The sequence below is a fragment of the Tessaracoccus oleiagri genome (assembly GCF_900103275.1).
GTDB classification, from domain to species: Bacteria; Actinomycetota; Actinomycetes; order Propionibacteriales; family Propionibacteriaceae; genus Arachnia; species Arachnia oleiagri.
Genome location: NZ_FNGP01000001.1, coordinates 808,411 through 824,869, shown reverse-complemented (window position 1 = coordinate 824,869; position 16,459 = coordinate 808,411). Strand labels below are relative to the sequence as shown.

The window sequence follows — 16,459 nt, the reverse complement described above, 5'->3', positions numbered from 1 at the left end:
CCATGGGAGCGTCTAACCTCGTCTCAGCGCCTCAGCCAGCTGGTCTAGGTCCAGCCCGATCTCAGGGTGCCCCAGGGCCGCGGCCAGAGCGGGCACGATGGGCTGGTTGAGCCTGGCCGCCTGCATCGCCTCTGTGTCGTGGAAGATCGCGTCGGCATTGCCCTCGGCGACGATGCGGCCGTTGGCCATGACGACGATGCGCGAGAAGTTCTGCGCGACGAACTCCATGTCGTGCGTGATGGTGATGATGATCTTCCCTCGCGCCTGGCAGTACTCGATGATCTCGGCAATCCGGTTGAGCCCGGCGAGGTCTTGGCCGGCGGTCGGTTCGTCGAAGATCATCACGTCGGTATCGACGGCCAGCACCGACGCGAGCGTGATGAACTTGCGCACGCTGAGCGGGAGGTCGTAGGGGTTCATCTCAGCGTCGGCCGCCAGCCCGCAGCGTTCGAGCGCCTCGGCGACCCGCCGCTCGCGCTCGGCCTCATCGAGGTCGAGCCGCTTCAGGGCATAGCCCACCTCCGCTGCCACGGTGTTGTTGAAGATCTGGTCGTCGGGGTTCTGGAAGACGTAGCCGACGCGGCGCGCCGTCTGGGCCGGTGTGCGCTCGCGGGTGCTCACCCCGTCGATGCGGACCTCACCGGAAGTGGGTTTGAGCAGTCCGTTGAGCATCTTGACCAACGTGGTCTTGCCCGCGCCGTTCTGCCCGATGATCGCCACGGACTCCCCCAGCCCGGCCGCGAACGACACCCCCTTGATGGCCTCGACGCCATTCGGGTACGTGTGAGTCGCCTCACTGACTTCGATGTAGGCCATCAGCGTCCTTCCTTCCCGTTAATGGCGCCGGCGCGGAGGTGCTCGACGAGTTCCTCCAGCGTGAGCTCGCGGCCGGTGACCGGCAGACCCCGCTCCCGCAGGGCCCTCGCGACGAAGAGCGGCTGCGGCAACCGAGTCCCCAGCGCCTCCGTGCGCGGGTCGTTGAACACCTCGGCTGGCGTCCCCTCGGCGACGATGCGGGCGTCGTCCATCAGGATGACGCGATCCGAGTACCGGGCGACGTGTTCCATCTTGTGCTCGACCAGGACGATCGTGATCCCGCGGTCCTTCATGTTCTCGATCAGTTCGAAGATGTCGTCGGTGGACTTCGGGTCCAGCTGCGAGGTCGGCTCGTCGATCACGAGGATCGGCTGACCCATGACGAGGATCGAGGCCAGGGCCACGCGCTGCTGCTGCCCGCCGGACAACTGGAACGGGTGCCGCTCGACGAGCGGCTCCAGGTGGGCCATGTCCACCATGGCGTCGACCCGGCGGCGCATCTCGTCCCGCGGCACGCCGAGGTTGCCGAGGCCGTAGGCGAGTTCGTCGTAGACGGTCGTCGTCGTGCCCGTCATCTGCGTGAACGGGTTCTGGAAGACGAACCCCACCTGTCGCGCCAGTTCGGGGAAGGACTCCTCGGTGACCGGCTGCCCGTCGATGCGCACCTCGCCGGTCAGCTCGCCCTTGAACAGGTGTGGGATGAACCCCCGGATCGCGTTGCAGAGGGACGTCTTGCCCGCCCCGTTGGCCCCGATGATCGAGACGAACTCGCCGCGTTCGATGTCGAGGTTGATGTCGACGAGCGATGGTCCCGTCTCGGACCCTTCATGCGTGAAGGTCAGGTCATTGATCGTCACAACACCCACAGCAGGATCCCTCCGATGAACAGCGCCACAATGGCGAGGATGAGCACGAGACGGAGCTTCCGCTCCCATGCGGGGTCGTCGAGGTCGTGGAGGCTGGTCCTCTTCCCCTTGATGGAGAAGCCCCTCGACTCGAGGGTGAGGGCCTTCTCCTCCACACCGACGATGGAACTGAGCAGGAGCGGCCCGATGGTGGGCACGAACGCCTGCGCCCGCACCCACATGTTGGCGTCCGTCTCGATGCCCCGCGCCCGCTGGGCATCCATGATTACGTTCATCTGCTTGCCCATCTCGGGAATGATGTTGGCCGTCGCCATGATGATGTAGGTGACCCGCGGGTTCACGCCCCGCTGTTCGAGCGCGAGCACGAGTCGGTTGATGTCGAGCAGGGTGACCAGCAGGAGCACCGCCGAGCCGACGCCGATGACGCGACCAGCGAACGAGAGCCCGCGCTGGAAGCCCTCCTCAGTACCGGTGAAGATCCACCACTCGACGAGTGGCGTCTCACCGCCTATGAAGAAGGTCTGCAGGAGGAGGATGATCCCGCTGAGGATCAGAATCGTCTTCCACCAGATCTTGAAGAAGGGCCCGAGCTTGCCGGCCGTCGCCGCGAGCGCGAAGCACGCCGCTGCGACGGCCAGCCCGATCGGCCAACTGAAGAGGCCTCCCGCGACTGCGAGGACGGCGGCGATGCCGACCTGTGTGAACGGGTGCAGCGCCAGCAGCCGGTTGGGTTCCGGCGGACTGGTCAGTCCATCAGCCATGGGAGGCCTCCTTCGGTTTGGTTGGTGGTTGGTCGGGTGGTTGGTCAGGCGTGCGGAGCGGCGTCCGCGGTCGGCGCCTCGACGCCGCGTTTCGCATCACGGCGGGCGCGCCTTGCGTCGACGAAGATCCTGCCGTTGGAGAACTTCAGCAGGTAGCGGTCGGAGATCGCCCGGATCACCAGGACCGCGATGAGGACGGTGAGCACCTTGTCGGGCAGTTCCAACACGAAGGACGAGGACATCTGGGCGAACCAGAACGGGAATCCCGCCGCGATGAGGCCGGCCGCGATCGCCGAGGAGACATGGCTCGAGAAGCCGCCGAAGACGATGTAGCGGATCGCGACCACGGCCAAGACAGAGCCGATGATGACGAGAAGGGTCGCGATGGCGATCTTCCACCAGTTGGTGAACATGCGGCGGCGGGCCATCCAGCCGACGAAGGCGCCCATAAAGGCCGCGAGCATCGTCCATGGCAACGAGGTCGGATCCGTGATGGAGACCGTGAGGAGGCTGATCGCACCGGTGACGGCACCGACCCACGGCCCCGCCAGCATGGCGACGATGAACGTGCCGATCGAGTCGAGGTACACGGGCAGCTTCAGGGCCAGCGCGAGCGAACCGCCGACGAAGTTGATGGCGACGGCCATGGGGATGAGCAGGATGGCCATCAAGGAGAAATCCTTCTTGATGGATTCGACGAATGACATGGGGGTTCCTTTCCTGGATACGGAAATCGGAGGGTCAGGGACGGTATTCGTGTTGGAGAACGCGTTGAATATCCGTCGTGTAGGCGGGGAACAGGGTGGTCAGGAGCACTTCGAAGAACTCCTGGGTCCTAACCGTCGTGGCGACGGCGGCATTGGCGGTGCGATCCCGGTAGCGCTCGGTCCGGGCGACGACGGAGCGGCCGGCACACAGGCCCTCGTCACAGATCTCGACGTGCGCGTCCACCCATCCCGTGATGTCGCGGTCCACGAGTGCCATGGCCGCGAGAGCGTCGCAGAGTTCCGCGCCGACCAGGCGACGGCGCTGCCAGTAGAAGTCGGCGTACTGCTCGGTGATGTCGAACATGAACTTCGCCAGCGGGTCGTCGATATGGCGCAGCAGTTCCCGGGCCCCGGGAGACATGAACACCTGTCCGGTGGCATCCAGCCCGACCATCGAGATCTTCGCGAAGCCGGCCTCGAACACGACCTTCGCGGCACCGGGGTCGTGCCAGAAGTTGAATTCCGCCGACGGGGTGATGTTGCCGGTGCCTTCTGCGCCGCCCATGATCATCAACTCGGGGACTCGCGCCGGGAGCGTGGGGTCGATCTCGAGCGCCTCCGCGACGTTGCCGAGCGGCCCGACCGCGAGGAGCGTCACCTCGCCGGGATGGGCGGCCGTGTGGTCGACGATGAACTGCGCGGCATGGTCCCCGCTGGGCGCGATCGCATCGATGGGTAGCGACACGCCCCCGAGCCCCGTGTCCCCGTGTGCGTCGGAGGCACGGCTGCCAAGTTCCGAGAACCGGCGCCCGGAACCTACGTGTACCGGCACGTCGGTGGCACCGGCCAGTTGCAGGATTCCCAGCGCGTTGCGGGTCGTGTGCTCGAGTTCCACGTTGCCCGCCACGGTCGTGACCGCGTCCAGGGTGATCCCGGGATGACGCAGCGCGAACAAGAGGGCTATGGCGTCGTCGACCCCGGGGTCCGTGTCCAGGATGATCCTCATGGGCGAGGTCCTCTCCGAGCGGAAACCGCTCCTAGTTCGTGCATGTCGTGCTCATCGAGCACGCGTGTGGAGCCTCGTGCCACGAGGGTGCCCTCGATGCGGTGCACCTCGGGTGCGGAGGCGCGAGCCTGTGGAGCTGCGATGAGTTCGAGGAGGCGGTTGACCGCAGCGCGGGCGATCTCGGCGGCGGGCTGCTCGTAGGTGGTAAGCCCGGGCGTGACGTACTCGCCCAAAACCAGCCCGTCGAAGCCTGCGACCTGCAGGTCCTCCGGGATCCGCAGCCCTTGTTGGGCCGCCTCGCGCATGGCGCCGATGGCCATCAGGTCGTTGCCGGCGAAGACGGCGTCGGGGGCCGTCGACGACGCGAGCAACGCGCCAAACTGGCGTTCGCCGGACTCCTCGCTGAAGTCGCCCTCGACGATCTGCACATCGTCGACGCCGTTCGCCGCGAGCTCGTCGCGCATGCCCCGCAGGCGGTCTGCGGAAACGTCCAGTTCCAGCGGTCCAGCGATGTGTGCGAACCGGCGGCCACCGGAGCGGAGGAGGAGCGCCGTGACCCGTCGGGCGCCCAAGTAGTTGTCCACCTGGTAGGTCTCCACACCCGACACACGGGGCACACGGTCGAACGCCACCACGGGCACGAGCGAGGCCAGTTCCTCGCTCGGGGCGCCGCCCGTGCGGTCTGCATCGACCAGCACGAGTCCGTCGATGGCCCGGCGTTTGGCGAGCCAGAGCGCCTCCTCGACCGGCCGCACCGAAGCTGCCGTAATGACTGAGTGCCCGAGCTCGTTCGCGGCCTGGATCGCCTCGCTGATCAGCGTGGGGAAGAAGGGGTTGCGCAGGTCCGGCAGGACGACGCCGATCGTCTCGGTTCTCGTCGCGCGCAGGCTCCTGGCACTGAGGGAGGGAACGTAGCCGAGGTCGTCAACGGCCGCGAGGACCCTCGTGCGGACACCTTCGCTGACCGCCGCGGTTCCGTTGAGGACTCGCGACACCGTTGCGAGCGACACGCCTGCCAGCTTGGCGACGTCTCGGACGGTGACGATCTTCATCGACTTTTCACCTCCTTGTGAAAACGTTTACATTACTCTTAGGGAGTAAGTTGGCACAGCTTCAAAAGGTGTGTCAATACTCAGGACACAAATTGCCTCCGGAACTGACTGGTCCTGGTGGCCCCTGAAAGGAGACCGCCCGCATGTCGCAGGTAGTCATCGTGGGTTCGATCAACGCCGACCTCGCAGTGGACGTCGAGCGCCACCCGTTGCCGGGGGAGACGCTCCACGGCTCGGACGTGGTGTACTCCCCCGGCGGCAAGGGGGCGAACCAGGCCGTCGCTGCGGCGAGTCTGGGCGCGAACGTGACCATGGTGGGCGCCGTCGGCAACGACGCGAACGCCGAGGTCGCTCTGGAGCGGCTGGCGGCCAGCGCCGTCGACCGCAGCCGCATCCGTCGCACCGACGCGCCGACCGGGCTGGCGATCGTCGTGGTGGACGAGCGCGGGGAGAACACGATCATCGTCGCGCCCGGCGCCAACGCGCTCATGGACGCCGCGATGGTCGAGGAAGCCGCGGACGTCGTGCGGGAAGCGGACGTGGTCGTGATGCAGGCGGAGATCCCAGTCTCCGGGATCGAGCGCGCCGCCGAACTGGTCGCCGGCCGCCTGGTCTTCAACCTCGCCCCGGTGACGGAGGTGCCACGCGAGGTCCTGCGCAGGGCCGATCCCCTCGTCGTCAACGAGCACGAGGGAAGGCTCGCGCTACGGATGTTGACGGGCCGGGACGCCGCGGACTCGACGGACGAGGCGATCGTCGACGGGTTGGTCGCCGCGGGCTGCCGCTCGGTGGTCATGACGCTGGGCAGCCGCGGCTCGATCGTCCACGACGGCTCGGGCGGCGCCGCTGCGATCCCGTCGGCGAAGGTGGACGTGGTGGACTCGACTGGCGCGGGCGACGCGTTCGTCGGCGCGCTCGTGAAGGGTCTGGCCGAGGGGGCGACGCTCGTCGACGCGGCCCGTTACGCCTCCCGGGTGGGCGCGTTCGCGTGCACCCGGAAGGGCGCGCAGACCTCCTACCCGACGACCGCCGACCCGCTCCCCGAGCTCCCCGCCTGACGGGCGGGCGCGTCGAGGATCTTCAGCCCGACGACGCACCCGACGATGCCGACGAGCAGCAGCACCTTCACCCACGAGATCTCCTCGGCGCCGGTCGACACCGAGTAGGCGACGGTCAGCACGGTCCCGACGGAGGTCCAGACGGCGTAGGCGGTGCCCGTCGGGATCGACTTCATCGCGATGGCGAGCCCGACGGTGGAGAGGACCGTCGCCACGACGAACAGCACACTCGGCCACAGCCGGGTGAAGCCCTCGCTCGCCGACAGCGCGTTGGCCCACACGGCCTCCAGCACCGCGCTCCCCAGCAGGATCGCCCAGGCCCTCGTCATGCGATCACCTTCAGCCCGACGACGCAGCTGATGATCCCGACGATGAGCAGGATCTTCGGTACGCTCACCGCCTCGTGCCCTCGCAGCATCGCCCACGCCACGGTGAGCGACGCGCCCGTCGCGGTCCAGATCGCGTAGGCGGTGCCGGTCGGCAGGGTCGCGAGCGCGAGCCCCAGTCCGACCAGGGACAGGGGCGCGGCCACCAGGAAGAGCAGCGTGGGCCCCCGCCGCTTGAAACCGTTGGATGCCCCGAGCGCCGACGCCCAGACCGCCTCGAGCACGCCCGACGCGATGAGGATCACCCAGTCCATGGATCACTCCTGACAAGTCAACATTCGTGTGAAAGCTGGCCAGTCTTGTCGTAACCGGGTACTGATCCGTCGTCCGGGGCAGAAGCCGCAGCCCAGTCTAGCAACGGCCTACACTGGACCCGAACCCCCTTCTGGAAGGCTTATCGACATGGCTATCGGATTTCTCACCCGCTCACTGCTCTCCGGCATCTTCGTCGTCGGCGGCGCCGAGGCGGCGAAGGAGCCCGGACCCCGCACCGCGATCGCGCAGCGGTTCATGAAGAAGTTCAACATCGACCTCGACGAGACCGAGGCCGCCACGCTCGTGCAGGTCAACGGCGCCGCGATGGCCGCGGCCGGTGCTGCCCTGTCACTCGGCATCCTCCCCCGCCTCGCCGCGCTCACCCTGATCGGGACGCTGGTCCCCACGACGCTCGCCGGCCACTCGTTCTGGAACGACGACGAGGAGCCCAAGCGCAAGATGAACCAGATCCAGTTCCTCAAGAACCTCGGCCTCATCAGCGCGCTCATCAGCGTCGTCGTCACCGGCAAGGCCAAGCGGAAGTCCTGATCCAGAAGGAGTAGCGTTGCGCCTCATGACGCAACGCCCCCACTCACCTCTCGACACCGTCGCCGACGAGTACGTAGACGAGCTCGTCAAGCTCTACCCGACGCTCGCCACCGAACTCGGCGTGCCCGGCCACGACCACCTCCTCGAGGACTTCTCCCCCGAGGGGCTGGCCGCCGTCGCCGACCTCAACCGCGCTACCCTCCGCCGCGTGGCCGAGGCGCCCGTCGTCGATGCCGTCGACGAGGTCACCCGCGCCGCGATGTTGGAGCGGCTCGGGCTCGAACTCGAACTGCACGAATCCGGCGAGGACCTCGCCGACCTCAACAACATCGCCTCCCCGCTCCAGGGGATCCGCGACGTCTTCGACCTGATGGCCACCGACACGGTCGAGCACTGGGAGAACATCGCCGCGCGCATGCACGCGGTCGAGGGCGCGGTCGAGTCGTACCTCGTCAGCCTCCGTGCCGCTCGGTCGCCGCGGCCAGCGGTGCGCCAGTTCGAGATCGGCATCGCCCAGGCGGAGGAGCTCGCCGCCCAGGACGGCTTCTGGACCACCTTCGCCGCCGGCGCCCGCGCCGGGGAGGCCGAGCTGCCCCCGTCGCTCAAGGCGACGCTGGAGGAGGGCGCCCGGCACGCGGCAGCCGCCTACGGCCGGCTCGCCGAGGGCCTGCGCGAACTGGCCCCGCACGGCCAGCAGGAGGACGCCGTCGGACGCGAGCGCTACGCGCGCCTGTCCCGCCGCTTCCTGGGCGCGACGATCGACTTCGACGAGACGTACGAGTGGGGCAAGGCCGAGCTCGCCCGCATCGTGGCCGAGCAGGAACAGGTCGCCGCCCGCATCGGTGGGCCTGGCACCACCGTCGAACAGGCCATCGCGATCCTCAACGCCGACCCCGCCCGGCAGCTGCACGGCACCGAGGCGCTGCGCGAGTGGATGCAGGCGACGTCCGACGCCGCGGTCGCGGAGCTGGCCGGCACGCAGTTCGACATCCCCGACCCCGTCCGCGCCCTCGAGTGCTGCATCGCCCCCACCGCCACCGGCGGCATCTACTACACCGGCCCCACCGACGACTTCTCGCGTCCCGGCCGCATGTGGTGGTCGGTCCCCGAAGGCGTCGAGACGTTCACCACCTGGCTCGAGAAGACCACGGTCTACCACGAGGGCGTCCCGGGCCACCACCTCCAGATCGCCCAGACCGTCTACCGGGCCGGCCTGCTCAACAAGTGGCGCCGCAACGTGTGCTGGGTCTCCGGGCACGGCGAGGGCTGGGCCCTGTACGCCGAGCGGCTGATGCGCGACCTCGGTCACCTCGACGACCCAGGCGACTACATGGGCATGCTCGACGGGCAGCGGATGCGCGCCGCCCGCGTCGTGCTGGACCTCGGCGTCCACCTCGACCTCGAGCACCCCGACGGCGGCAGGTGGAACCACGACCGGGCGTGGGAGTTCCTGAACGCCAACGCCTTCGCCGCCGAGGACTTCCTGCGCTTCGAGCTGGACCGCTACTACGGCTGGGCCGGCCAGGCCCCCGCCTACAAGATCGGGCAGCGGCTCTGGGAGGACCTGCGCGACGAGGTCGCCCGCCGCGAGGGGGAGTCGTTCGACCTGAAGCGCTTCCACCGTCGCGCGCTCGACGTGGGATCCGTCGGCCTCGACGTGCTCCGCGACGCGCTGCTGCGCTGAGCGACCGAGAACGAAGATCAGGGTCCCGTGCCGAAGTGGCGCGGGACCCTGATCCGTCGTGTGGGGTCGGTCAGTAGCGGAAGATCGCCCTGACCGGGGCGGCGCCGTCGTCGTCGAGGACGACGACCGAGCCGGAATTGCGGAAGACGTCGACGATGATGGCGTCCACCGGGTCGTCCACCAGGTCCGGCTGCCCGTCGACGCGCGACGGCTGGCGGGTCAGCAGGAGCGTGTCGACCCTGCCCTCCTGCGCGGCGCGGGCGATGAGCTCCCGGTCGTCGCTCCCCTTGCCGCCTCCGACGAGGGAGTTGAACTGGTCGGCGAGTTCCTGGTTGCGCTTCGTCACCATCGCCTTGGCGATCGGTCGGGCCGCCTCGTAGAGCTCCTTGGCGCTGAGGTTGTCGGGGTTGCCCGCGACGATGTCGTCCAGCACGTTCAGCTGGCTGACCGATTTGAACGCCGAGTGGTGCTCCGCGACCGAGGCCAGGACGATGGGCGCCTTCGAATTGCCGAGGACCTTGGACACGCCGTCGGAGACGGCGCGGAACAACTGCTCCGTGGCGACCTCGTCCAGGCGCGGCTCGCCGCCGTGGCCCGCGACGCCCTGGGGCGCGCGCGGCATGGACTGCATGTGGGCGCGCTGCGGGTCGTCGTCGAAGCCGAGGTCGTCGACGCTGCGGGGGGTGTCGCCCAGGCCCACCTCGCCGATGGACGTGCGGGTGGCCTCGAACAGCCGCACCGAGTGGTTGCTCAGCGCCAGGACGTAGTACTGGCCGCTCCCGGACAACAGCGGGGCGATCGGCGCCAGTCGGGGGCAGTCACCCACCGACACCTCGTCCGGCAACTCGACCGGCAGCCGGAACAGCCGTGTGTAACCGGGGGCGGCGAACACCGCGAGCCCGTCGGACTGGTTCTGCCAGAACTCGTGCGCCTCCGTCCGGGAGCGCACCTCCGACAGGAGTTGCTGCTGGTCGTGGCCCTGCTCCGCGAGTTGCTTCTCGGCGAGCTTCAGCAGGTTGTTCAGCTGGGAGCGCCCGGCGAGCACCTCGCGGCCGGTGCGGTGCGTGGGCAGGTAGATCGACACCCAGGGGCCGCTGCGGGAGGTGGCCTCCTGCAGGAAATCGCTGTCGATGATGTCGATGTTCGGAACTGTCTGTTGCGTCATGAACCTCTCCCTCGATGACTAACCAATCTAACGAACCGGCCCGCTACGGGGGACGATCAGTCGAAGATGGGCCCGACCGTGCGGGTGCGCTTCAGCTCGTAGAAGCCCGGGTAGGCGGTGACCTTCACGAACCCGTCGAACAGGTCGCCGGCCTCCTCGCCCTTCGGTGCCGGGGAGATGACCGGCCCGAACAGGCTCATGCCATTGACGCGCAGGACCGGGGTGCCGACCTCGTCGCCCACGGGGTCCATGCCCTCGTGGTGCGAGCGGCGCAGGTCGTCGTCGATCTGGTCGGTCTGCGCGATGTCGGCGATGTCGGGGTCGGCGCCCACCTCGTCGAGTGCGGCCTTCAGCGTCTCGATCGACTTGGGCGCCTCGCCGGGGTGGAAGCGGGTGCCGATCGCGGTGTAGAACTCGCGCAGCTTCTCGGAGCCGTGGCGCTGCTCGACGAGGAGCGCCGCACGGGCGGGGGCCCAGGCGTCGTCCATCAACTTCCGGTAGCCCTCCGGGAGGTCCCGGCCATCATTGAGGACCGCGAGGCTCATCACGTGGAAGGTGGTCTTCACGTCGCGGACCTTCTCGACTTCGAGCATCCAGCGGGACGTCATCCAAGCCCAGGGGCAGGTGGGATCGAACCAGAAATCAACTTGCGTCGTCATGCCCTCATCTCACCACATCGGCTCAAGCGGCAGACGGGATTCAGGTGCCCTCCTCGGACCTCGCCCGGGCGACGAGGTGCCTCGCCGCGGTGGCCGCGCTGTACTCGGGATAGCCGTGGTCGACGATGTCGAACGCGAGCCCCAGCGGGTTGCCACGCACCCCGCCCGACTGGATGCCGGTGGAGAAGCGGAACTCCCGCGCCACGTCGTTCGGGAACACCACCCACTCGAAGCCGTGCTCCCTGACGAGGCACTCCCCGATGTACGCCCCGGAGCAGAGCACCATCTGCGCGAGCGGACGCGACCCCTCCGTCCCGAAGGAGTTGAGGAGCTGGTCCAGCCAGCTGAGCGACTCGAGGCTGTGGTCGAGGTCGACGCGGTGCATCTCCCACGCCCCCTTCATCACGACCTCCGCCAGCTTCCCCATGTTCTCGGGGATGGGCGGGTGGGGCAGCTTGAGTCCGTCCTCGGGGGTCCAGGCCGGGCCGCGCACGGCGGGCGGGTCGGGCCATTCCTGGGCCTTGCGCATGAAGAACGGCATGTGTCCACTCCTTTGTCGACGGTTCTGGTCAAGAGTAGACCGCGACCCCGGGGCATCGGCACCGGGCACCACTACCATCACCCCCATGAGGAAGCTCTCGGCCCTGCTGCTCACGTTCGCGATGCTCGGGCTCTTCGGGTGCGGCCCCGAGCCGGACCCGCTCGACGTCGACGAGGGGCAGCGACGGCTGGAGGCGGCCCTCACCGACCTCCCCCACGTGCGCGAGGTGGCGGACGTGAAGTACGAGCTCCAGCGGCCCATCTCGCAGGAGGTCCACGTCATGGCCGCCACGCTGCACTCCGACAGCGAGGAGCCCGAGGTCAACCGGGCGATCCTCGAGGAGGCCGGTCGCCGGATCGCGGAGGCCATGCAGGACAACTACCCGCGGAAGTCGGCCGTCAGCGTCTGGGTGCTCACCCCGTCGGAGCGGCCCTACCGCTTCCGCGAGCTCGGGCTGGAGGCATCCCCGACGCTGGACGACCTGGCGGACCACTTCGACGTCCCCCGGAACCGGTGAGGCAACCCGACATGGACTACGCAGTGGACTACGCCGCGCTCGCACGCGCCGGCGAAAAGGCCAACGGCCTCGCCTCCGACGTCGCCGCCACGCTCCGCGGCATGCGGCTCGACGGGATCGCCGCGGCCGTCCCCGGCGGGCTGAGCGCGGGCGCGGCCGAGCACGTCGACGGCAAGTGGGTCGCCGCCTCCGTCGAACTCGTCGACGCGCTGCGCCGCCACGCCGAAGCGCTGACCGCGACCGCGGACTCGTACCGGTCGGCCGAGGAGCGCGCCGCGGCCGCCGCCGACGCCTTCTTCGGGAGCCTCTGATGGACTGGGGCGACGGACTGCGGGTCAACCCGGGGGTGCTGCACGCCCGGGCGGCCCAGTTGCGGCAGGTGGCGGGCGAGCTCGACCAGCAGATCGCCAGCCACTCGTCGCTCGACCTCGGCCCCTGGCGCGGGGAGGCGCAGCGTGCGCAGCACAGCGCCCACCGCCGGCTCGTCTCCTCGATGGAGTCCCGGGCCCGCCGGATCCCGCCCGTGGCGGATGCGCTCGACGACGCGGCCTCCTCCTTCAGCGACATCCAGTCGGGCCAGTCGTCGCTGGCGGCGCGCGCAGGCGCGTGGGACTTCGGGATCGCCGACTCCGGCTGGCTGCACGACACGGCCAGCGGCTGGGCGCGGCTCGATCCCCGGCGGCCCTTCATGCGCGCCCGCTTCCAGGGCGGCGCGTTCAGCCTGCTCACCCGGCTGAACTTCACCGACGTGTCGCTCGCCGCCCGGCTGCGGGCGAGCGACACCGTCCACGACGGCCGCGACCTCCTCGACGACGCGGGCAACGCCGCGCAGGACCTGCTGGCCACCGCCGCCGACGGGGCGCTCTCGGGCGCCGAGTGGCTGGGCGGCAGGATCAGCGACGGCCTCGACTGGGGCCGGGAGCGGATCGAGGACGCGCAGGAGTGGGGCCGCGACGTCGCCGACGACCTCGCCTCCCGCGTCCAGCACGCCGCGCCGGCGTGGGACCGGTTCCTCGACACCGTCGGCACCACCCCCGAGTGGCTGCGCGACCTGCGCGAGGGCGGCGAGATCCCCCAGATCGCGGAGGTGTTGGGGCAGACGGCGTTCCTCGGCGGCCAGCTCGCCGGCGTCCCCGCCAACTTCCTCGCCGACGACGACCTGCACCTCTTCGACGACGGCCGCCCGTACCTCGCGACGGGCGCCGACATCGACCGCCACGATGCCCGTCCGTTCGACGGCATCAACTCGATCATCGACCCGATGATGGACGTCTACCACACCCAGGACCCGACCGACCATGCCGACCGGCCGCGCGTGCAGGTGACCGCCGTCGAGGACCCGGCCACCGGCGAGGTGCGCTACGTCGTCTCGATCCCGGGCACCACCGAGGACATGGGCGGCCTGAGCGGCTGGGCCGGCAACCCGGCAGGGACGGACTGGGCGGCGAACCTCCGCGGCGTCGGCTACGGCGACACGGCGGCGACGCGGTCGATCATGCATTCGGTGGAACTGGCGATCCAGGAGGACATGGCCGCCCGCGGCGCCTCGCTCGACGGGCAGCGGCCGGAGGTGCTGCTCACCGGCCACTCGCAGGGCGGCATCATCGCGGGCAACATCGCCGGCGATCCGGGGTTCGCCGAGCGTTTCCGTGTGGGCGGGGTGGTCAGCGCCGGCTCGCCGGTGGACACCCTCGGCGTGCCCGGCGACGTCCCGGTGTACAACTACCAGAACCAGTTCGACCCGGTGCCGCGCGTCGACCTCGGCGGCGCCCCGACCGGGACCCCGTCGAACGTCACGAACATCGTGTTCGACCACGAGGGCAGCTACAGCCCGAGCCACACGCACCTGCAGCAGACCTACCAGGACAACATCCGCGAGCTCTCCTACGGGATGGGCACCGCGGAGAATGTCACCAAACAGCAACAGCTGGATGCCGAACTGGCACGCTTCTACAACGGCAACACGACGGCCTACCGGGTCACGTTCGGCCGCGAGACCGAATGACGGGGGACCCGCAGATGACCACCATGATCCAGGCCGACGACCCGACGCTGCACGTCGGCATGATCGGCGGCACCGTGTGGGCCGACGCCGTCGACCGCATCCACGCCGGGGTTGTGCCCGACGACGACGCGGACCTGCGCGCGCTGTGGGAAGCGGCCGGGATCCTCACCCGCGAGGGCATAGACCCGCTGTGGGCACGGGCCATCGAGATCGCGCAGACCTCGACCCGCGGGTGCGAGATCGTCTCCCGCTACGGCGACGTGGTGTTCGCCGCGACGGTGCTGCTCGCCAACGAGCGCGACCAGGCCACGTGCGTCACGTCCCGCGCCACCGTCGCCACGGACGCGGACGGCAGGGAGGTCGTCGGCGCCGTGCATCCCATGGTGGAGCTCGCGATCGCGCCCGCCGACCGGCTCTGGCGGCTGATCCGACGGGTCCTCCCGCCCCTCGACGCCCTCCGGCACGAGCCCCGCGTGACGCCCGAGTCCGAGGCGAAGCGGGTGACGCTCGACGGCGTCACCATCCCCGAGTCGATGACCGCCACCCCAGAGTCGTTCGCCCTGCACCTGCTCGACCTGCCGAACCTGCCCCCGAAGATCCTGGACGCGACCGAGCCGCAGGCCACCGTGTTCACCTACACGCTCGTCGGCGACGGGGACGGGGTGCGCACCCTGAGCCGCACGTGGGCGCTCGGGAAGAAGCTGTACCTGATCGACGCGGAGAGCGCCTCGATCTGGGAGGTGCCGCCCGGCGACGTCGGCTCGGCCCTCGTCCGGGGCCTCACCGACTGAGCCGACCGATGCGGCGAGCCGTCAGCTGAGCGGCTCGCCCAGCACGCGCGACAGCGGGTCCGGGCGCGAGAGCCGCACCAGGTCCGCGGCGTTGTAGCCGGGCCAGCCGTGCACCTTCGACGTCCACGCCGTCGGCAGCGCCGACGCGCCCCAACGTGCACCCAGGAGTCCGCCCGCGATGCAGGCGACGGTGTCGGTGTCGCCGCCGGCGCGCACCGCCCGCTCGAGGGCGAGCCGCAGGTGGGCCGGCGGGTCGTCGTCGGGCACGGGCGTCTGGACGATCGCGGCCCAGGCCGCCTGGAGCGCGTGGACGACCCAACCGTTGTGCTCGAACGCGGTGATGGGCTGCGTCTCCGCCTCGTCGAGCAGGCCCGCCCAGTGGTCGACGCGGTCCTCCGGCAGGTAGTCGAGGGCGGCGCGCACCCCGTCGAACGTCCCGTGGACGACGGCGTGGTGGACCGCGTAGGTCCAGATGCCGCAGGCCTCGGACGAGACGGGGTCGGCGTGGGTGAGTTCGCCGACCAGCGCTGCCGCCTCGAAGAACCCGCGCTCGGTCAGCCGGGCGAGCCCGAGCGGCGCCGTGCGCATGAGGGCGCCGTTGCCGGCGGACCCGTCGGGGTGGTGCACGAAGTGGCTGTAGGCCGCGTCCCGCAGCCCCTCCGCCGTGCGGTCGCCGCGGCCCAGCACCGCGCGGGTCTGGTTGCCGATGTCGGGTGGGTTGCTGTCGGCCCAGTCGTACCAGCGCTCGACGATGCGGTCCTGGAAGTCGTCCGACGAGGGGTCTCCCCCGCTGGCGACGGCCTCCGCGACCGCGACGGCCATCGCGGTGTCGTCGGTCCACTCGCCGGGCGCGAAGCCGAAGGGTCCGCCCCCGACCATGTCGACGGGGGCGTCGTCGGCCATCGGCTTCGAGAACTCGTAGCCCGCGCCGAGCGCGTCGCCGCACGCTGCGGCGAGCAGTGCGCCGGAGCGGCGGTCGGCGGTGTCGGTGTCCTCCATCGAGTCGCCCCTAGCGGCGGCCGCGGCCCAGGAGGCCGCCGAGCAGGTCGCCGAGGATGCCGCCGTCGGAGTCCTCCGTGGTGCGCTGCTGCGGCTCGTCGGCGCGCAGGCTGGGGCGCTCGTCGGGATGCACCTGGGGCGGTGCCTGCGAAGCGGTGGGCCGGCCGAGCACCTGGCCGAGGATGTCGCCCAGCACGCCGCCGCCGGCCGAGGACTCTCGCTGCGCCTGGCCGCCCATCTTCCTGGCCAGCCACGCCATGACGATGGGCGCGAGGATCGGCAGCAGCTTGCGGACGAGGTCGTTGCCGCCCGCGACGCCGCCGAGCCGGTCCACGACCGCCTCCTCGTTGTCGCCGAAGATGTGGTGCGTGATCTTCTCCCCGTCGCGGGTGTCGATCGTGGCGGGGTCGACCTGGTTGTCGAGCAGGTGGGGGTCGTGCTGGTCGAGGGCGCTGATGATCGACGCCTCGCCCGCGGTGTCCTGCGCGTTCGCGCCGAGCCCCATGAGCAGGGCGGGGAGCGCGCGGCGGACCGCGTTCTCCACCTCCGACTGGGGTGCCCCCACCTGGTTGGCGAGCCGGTTGATGTCCAGGCTGTCGAGGATCTCGTCGGTGTTCGACATGGTGTTCTCCTTCTGTGAGG

The 16,459-nt window shown here is 69.8% G+C and carries 20 protein-coding genes and 1 riboswitch; of the genes, 7 read left to right on the top strand and 13 right to left on the bottom strand.

The window, feature by feature from the left end:
• Positions 1 to 12: 12 nt before the first annotated feature.
• The 6 genes from BLR46_RS03765 to BLR46_RS03740 are packed head-to-tail and all read right to left on the bottom strand — an operon-like array spanning position 13 to position 5,208.
• The gene (locus BLR46_RS03765) at positions 13 to 816 is read right to left on the bottom strand and encodes an energy-coupling factor ABC transporter ATP-binding protein (RefSeq protein ID WP_093249003.1); all 804 of its coding nucleotides are present in this window, start codon (positions 814 to 816) and stop codon (positions 13 to 15) included.
• Positions 816 to 1,673: an energy-coupling factor ABC transporter ATP-binding protein gene (locus BLR46_RS03760; protein ID WP_176761644.1), complete on the bottom strand. Its 858-nt coding sequence runs from the start codon at positions 1,671 to 1,673 to the stop codon at positions 816 to 818. The genes BLR46_RS03765 and BLR46_RS03760 overlap by 1 nt, the downstream gene beginning before the upstream one ends.
• Positions 1,670 to 2,443, bottom strand: a complete 774-nt coding sequence (locus BLR46_RS03755) for an energy-coupling factor transporter transmembrane component T (protein ID WP_093249000.1) — start codon at positions 2,441 to 2,443, stop codon at positions 1,670 to 1,672. The genes BLR46_RS03760 and BLR46_RS03755 overlap by 4 nt, the downstream gene beginning before the upstream one ends.
• A 44-nt stretch (positions 2,444 to 2,487) precedes the next feature.
• Complete coding sequence (locus BLR46_RS03750) at positions 2,488 to 3,150, bottom strand: hypothetical protein (RefSeq protein ID WP_093248998.1); 663 nt, start codon at positions 3,148 to 3,150, stop codon at positions 2,488 to 2,490.
• 34 nt (positions 3,151 to 3,184) lie between these two features.
• A complete protein-coding gene (locus BLR46_RS03745) occupies positions 3,185 to 4,156 on the bottom strand; it encodes a nucleoside hydrolase (RefSeq protein ID WP_093248997.1) in 972 nt (323 codons plus the stop codon).
• Positions 4,153 to 5,208, bottom strand: a complete 1,056-nt coding sequence (locus BLR46_RS03740) for a LacI family DNA-binding transcriptional regulator (RefSeq protein WP_093248995.1) — start codon at positions 5,206 to 5,208, stop codon at positions 4,153 to 4,155. The genes BLR46_RS03745 and BLR46_RS03740 overlap by 4 nt, the downstream gene beginning before the upstream one ends.
• Positions 5,209 to 5,351: 143 nt before the next feature.
• Between BLR46_RS03740 and BLR46_RS03735 the strand changes: the two genes are divergently transcribed.
• Positions 5,352 to 6,266, top strand: coding sequence for a ribokinase (locus BLR46_RS03735; protein ID WP_093248994.1), 915 nt, complete (start codon positions 5,352 to 5,354; stop codon positions 6,264 to 6,266).
• Here BLR46_RS03735 and BLR46_RS03730 read toward each other — a convergent pair.
• Both BLR46_RS03730 and BLR46_RS03725 read right to left on the bottom strand, forming a co-directional pair.
• Complete coding sequence (locus BLR46_RS03730) at positions 6,224 to 6,595, bottom strand: DMT family transporter (protein ID WP_093248993.1); 372 nt, start codon at positions 6,593 to 6,595, stop codon at positions 6,224 to 6,226. The two genes, BLR46_RS03735 and BLR46_RS03730, sit on opposite strands and share 43 nt — an antisense overlap.
• Positions 6,592 to 6,906: a DMT family transporter gene (locus BLR46_RS03725; protein WP_093248991.1), complete on the bottom strand. Its 315-nt coding sequence runs from the start codon at positions 6,904 to 6,906 to the stop codon at positions 6,592 to 6,594. Before BLR46_RS03725 ends, BLR46_RS03730 begins: the two co-directional genes overlap by 4 nt.
• A gap of 34 nt (positions 6,907 to 6,940) precedes the next feature.
• A riboswitch (guanidine-III (ykkC-III) riboswitch) is annotated at positions 6,941 to 7,004 on the bottom strand.
• A gap of 50 nt (positions 7,005 to 7,054) precedes the next feature.
• Here BLR46_RS03725 and BLR46_RS03720 point away from each other — a divergent pair.
• Positions 7,055 to 7,456 carry a DoxX family protein gene (locus tag BLR46_RS03720; protein WP_093248990.1) on the top strand — a complete coding sequence of 134 codons (402 nt, stop codon included), beginning with the start codon at positions 7,055 to 7,057 and terminating at the stop codon, positions 7,454 to 7,456.
• Between the two features lie 25 nt (positions 7,457 to 7,481).
• On the top strand, positions 7,482 to 9,140 hold the full coding sequence (locus tag BLR46_RS03715; protein ID WP_093248989.1) for a DUF885 domain-containing protein: 1,659 nt from the start codon (positions 7,482 to 7,484) through the stop codon (positions 9,138 to 9,140).
• Between the two features lie 70 nt (positions 9,141 to 9,210).
• Here BLR46_RS03715 and BLR46_RS03710 read toward each other — a convergent pair whose 3' ends face one another.
• From BLR46_RS03710 to BLR46_RS03700, 3 genes are read right to left on the bottom strand one after another with little or no spacing between them, the layout of a single operon-like run.
• On the bottom strand, positions 9,211 to 10,305 hold the full coding sequence (locus tag BLR46_RS03710) for a baeRF3 domain-containing protein (RefSeq protein ID WP_093248988.1): 1,095 nt from the start codon (positions 10,303 to 10,305) through the stop codon (positions 9,211 to 9,213).
• 56 nt (positions 10,306 to 10,361) lie between these two features.
• The gene (locus BLR46_RS03705) at positions 10,362 to 10,964 is read right to left on the bottom strand and encodes a DsbA family protein (RefSeq protein WP_093248987.1); all 603 of its coding nucleotides are present in this window, start codon (positions 10,962 to 10,964) and stop codon (positions 10,362 to 10,364) included.
• 40 nt (positions 10,965 to 11,004) lie between these two features.
• Positions 11,005 to 11,505, bottom strand: coding sequence for a hypothetical protein (locus BLR46_RS03700; RefSeq protein ID WP_093248986.1), 501 nt, complete (start codon positions 11,503 to 11,505; stop codon positions 11,005 to 11,007).
• A gap of 85 nt (positions 11,506 to 11,590) precedes the next feature.
• Here BLR46_RS03700 and BLR46_RS03695 point away from each other — a divergent pair, with 85 nt between their 5' ends.
• The 4 genes from BLR46_RS03695 to BLR46_RS15010 are packed head-to-tail and all read left to right on the top strand — an operon-like array spanning position 11,591 to position 14,818.
• On the top strand, positions 11,591 to 12,022 hold the full coding sequence (locus tag BLR46_RS03695) for a hypothetical protein (protein WP_093248985.1): 432 nt from the start codon (positions 11,591 to 11,593) through the stop codon (positions 12,020 to 12,022).
• 11 nt (positions 12,023 to 12,033) lie between these two features.
• Positions 12,034 to 12,333, top strand: a complete 300-nt coding sequence (locus BLR46_RS03690) for a WXG100 family type VII secretion target (RefSeq protein WP_093248984.1) — start codon at positions 12,034 to 12,036, stop codon at positions 12,331 to 12,333.
• Complete coding sequence (locus BLR46_RS15015; RefSeq protein ID WP_093248983.1) at positions 12,333 to 14,027, top strand: WXG100 family type VII secretion target; 1,695 nt, start codon at positions 12,333 to 12,335, stop codon at positions 14,025 to 14,027. Before BLR46_RS03690 ends, BLR46_RS15015 begins: the two co-directional genes overlap by 1 nt.
• 14 nt (positions 14,028 to 14,041) lie before the next feature.
• A complete protein-coding gene (locus BLR46_RS15010; RefSeq protein ID WP_093248982.1) occupies positions 14,042 to 14,818 on the top strand; it encodes a hypothetical protein in 777 nt (258 codons plus the stop codon).
• 21 nt (positions 14,819 to 14,839) lie between these two features.
• On the opposite strand, the gene BLR46_RS03675 is transcribed toward BLR46_RS15010, so the two are convergent.
• Positions 14,840 to 15,817, bottom strand: a complete 978-nt coding sequence (locus tag BLR46_RS03675) for an ADP-ribosylglycohydrolase family protein (protein ID WP_093248981.1) — start codon at positions 15,815 to 15,817, stop codon at positions 14,840 to 14,842.
• Positions 15,818 to 15,827: 10 nt separating this feature from the next.
• Entirely contained in the window at positions 15,828 to 16,439 is a 612-nt protein-coding gene (locus tag BLR46_RS03670) for a DUF937 domain-containing protein (protein ID WP_093248979.1), read from the bottom strand.
• Positions 16,440 to 16,459 lie beyond the last annotated feature (20 nt).

What these genes read in the sequence shown, in the direction of transcription:
- BLR46_RS03725 (WP_093248991.1), bottom strand. Translation starts at nt 6,906, where the DNA reads ATGGACTGGGTGATCCTCATCGCGTCGGGCGTGCTCGAGGCGGTCTGG.
- BLR46_RS15015 (WP_093248983.1), top strand. Translation starts at nt 12,333, where the DNA reads ATGGACTGGGGCGACGGACTGCGGGTCAACCCGGGGGTGCTGCACGCC.
- BLR46_RS03720 (WP_093248990.1), top strand. Translation starts at nt 7,055, where the DNA reads ATGGCTATCGGATTTCTCACCCGCTCACTGCTCTCCGGCATCTTCGTC.
- BLR46_RS03700 (WP_093248986.1), bottom strand. Translation starts at nt 11,505, where the DNA reads ATGCCGTTCTTCATGCGCAAGGCCCAGGAATGGCCCGACCCGCCCGCC.
- BLR46_RS03750 (WP_093248998.1), bottom strand. Translation starts at nt 3,150, where the DNA reads ATGTCATTCGTCGAATCCATCAAGAAGGATTTCTCCTTGATGGCCATC.
- BLR46_RS15010 (WP_093248982.1), top strand. Translation starts at nt 14,042, where the DNA reads ATGACCACCATGATCCAGGCCGACGACCCGACGCTGCACGTCGGCATG.
- BLR46_RS03675 (WP_093248981.1), bottom strand. Translation starts at nt 15,817, where the DNA reads ATGGAGGACACCGACACCGCCGACCGCCGCTCCGGCGCACTGCTCGCC.
- BLR46_RS03755 (WP_093249000.1), bottom strand. Translation starts at nt 2,443, where the DNA reads ATGGCTGATGGACTGACCAGTCCGCCGGAACCCAACCGGCTGCTGGCG.
- BLR46_RS03740 (WP_093248995.1), bottom strand. Translation starts at nt 5,208, where the DNA reads ATGAAGATCGTCACCGTCCGAGACGTCGCCAAGCTGGCAGGCGTGTCG.
- BLR46_RS03670 (WP_093248979.1), bottom strand. Translation starts at nt 16,439, where the DNA reads ATGTCGAACACCGACGAGATCCTCGACAGCCTGGACATCAACCGGCTC.
- BLR46_RS03730 (WP_093248993.1), bottom strand. Translation starts at nt 6,595, where the DNA reads ATGACGAGGGCCTGGGCGATCCTGCTGGGGAGCGCGGTGCTGGAGGCC.
- BLR46_RS03705 (WP_093248987.1), bottom strand. Translation starts at nt 10,964, where the DNA reads ATGACGACGCAAGTTGATTTCTGGTTCGATCCCACCTGCCCCTGGGCT.
- BLR46_RS03765 (WP_093249003.1), bottom strand. Translation starts at nt 816, where the DNA reads ATGGCCTACATCGAAGTCAGTGAGGCGACTCACACGTACCCGAATGGC.
- BLR46_RS03715 (WP_093248989.1), top strand. Translation starts at nt 7,482, where the DNA reads ATGACGCAACGCCCCCACTCACCTCTCGACACCGTCGCCGACGAGTAC.
- BLR46_RS03710 (WP_093248988.1), bottom strand. Translation starts at nt 10,305, where the DNA reads ATGACGCAACAGACAGTTCCGAACATCGACATCATCGACAGCGATTTC.
- BLR46_RS03735 (WP_093248994.1), top strand. Translation starts at nt 5,352, where the DNA reads ATGTCGCAGGTAGTCATCGTGGGTTCGATCAACGCCGACCTCGCAGTG.
- BLR46_RS03695 (WP_093248985.1), top strand. Translation starts at nt 11,591, where the DNA reads ATGAGGAAGCTCTCGGCCCTGCTGCTCACGTTCGCGATGCTCGGGCTC.
- BLR46_RS03690 (WP_093248984.1), top strand. Translation starts at nt 12,034, where the DNA reads ATGGACTACGCAGTGGACTACGCCGCGCTCGCACGCGCCGGCGAAAAG.
- BLR46_RS03745 (WP_093248997.1), bottom strand. Translation starts at nt 4,156, where the DNA reads ATGAGGATCATCCTGGACACGGACCCCGGGGTCGACGACGCCATAGCC.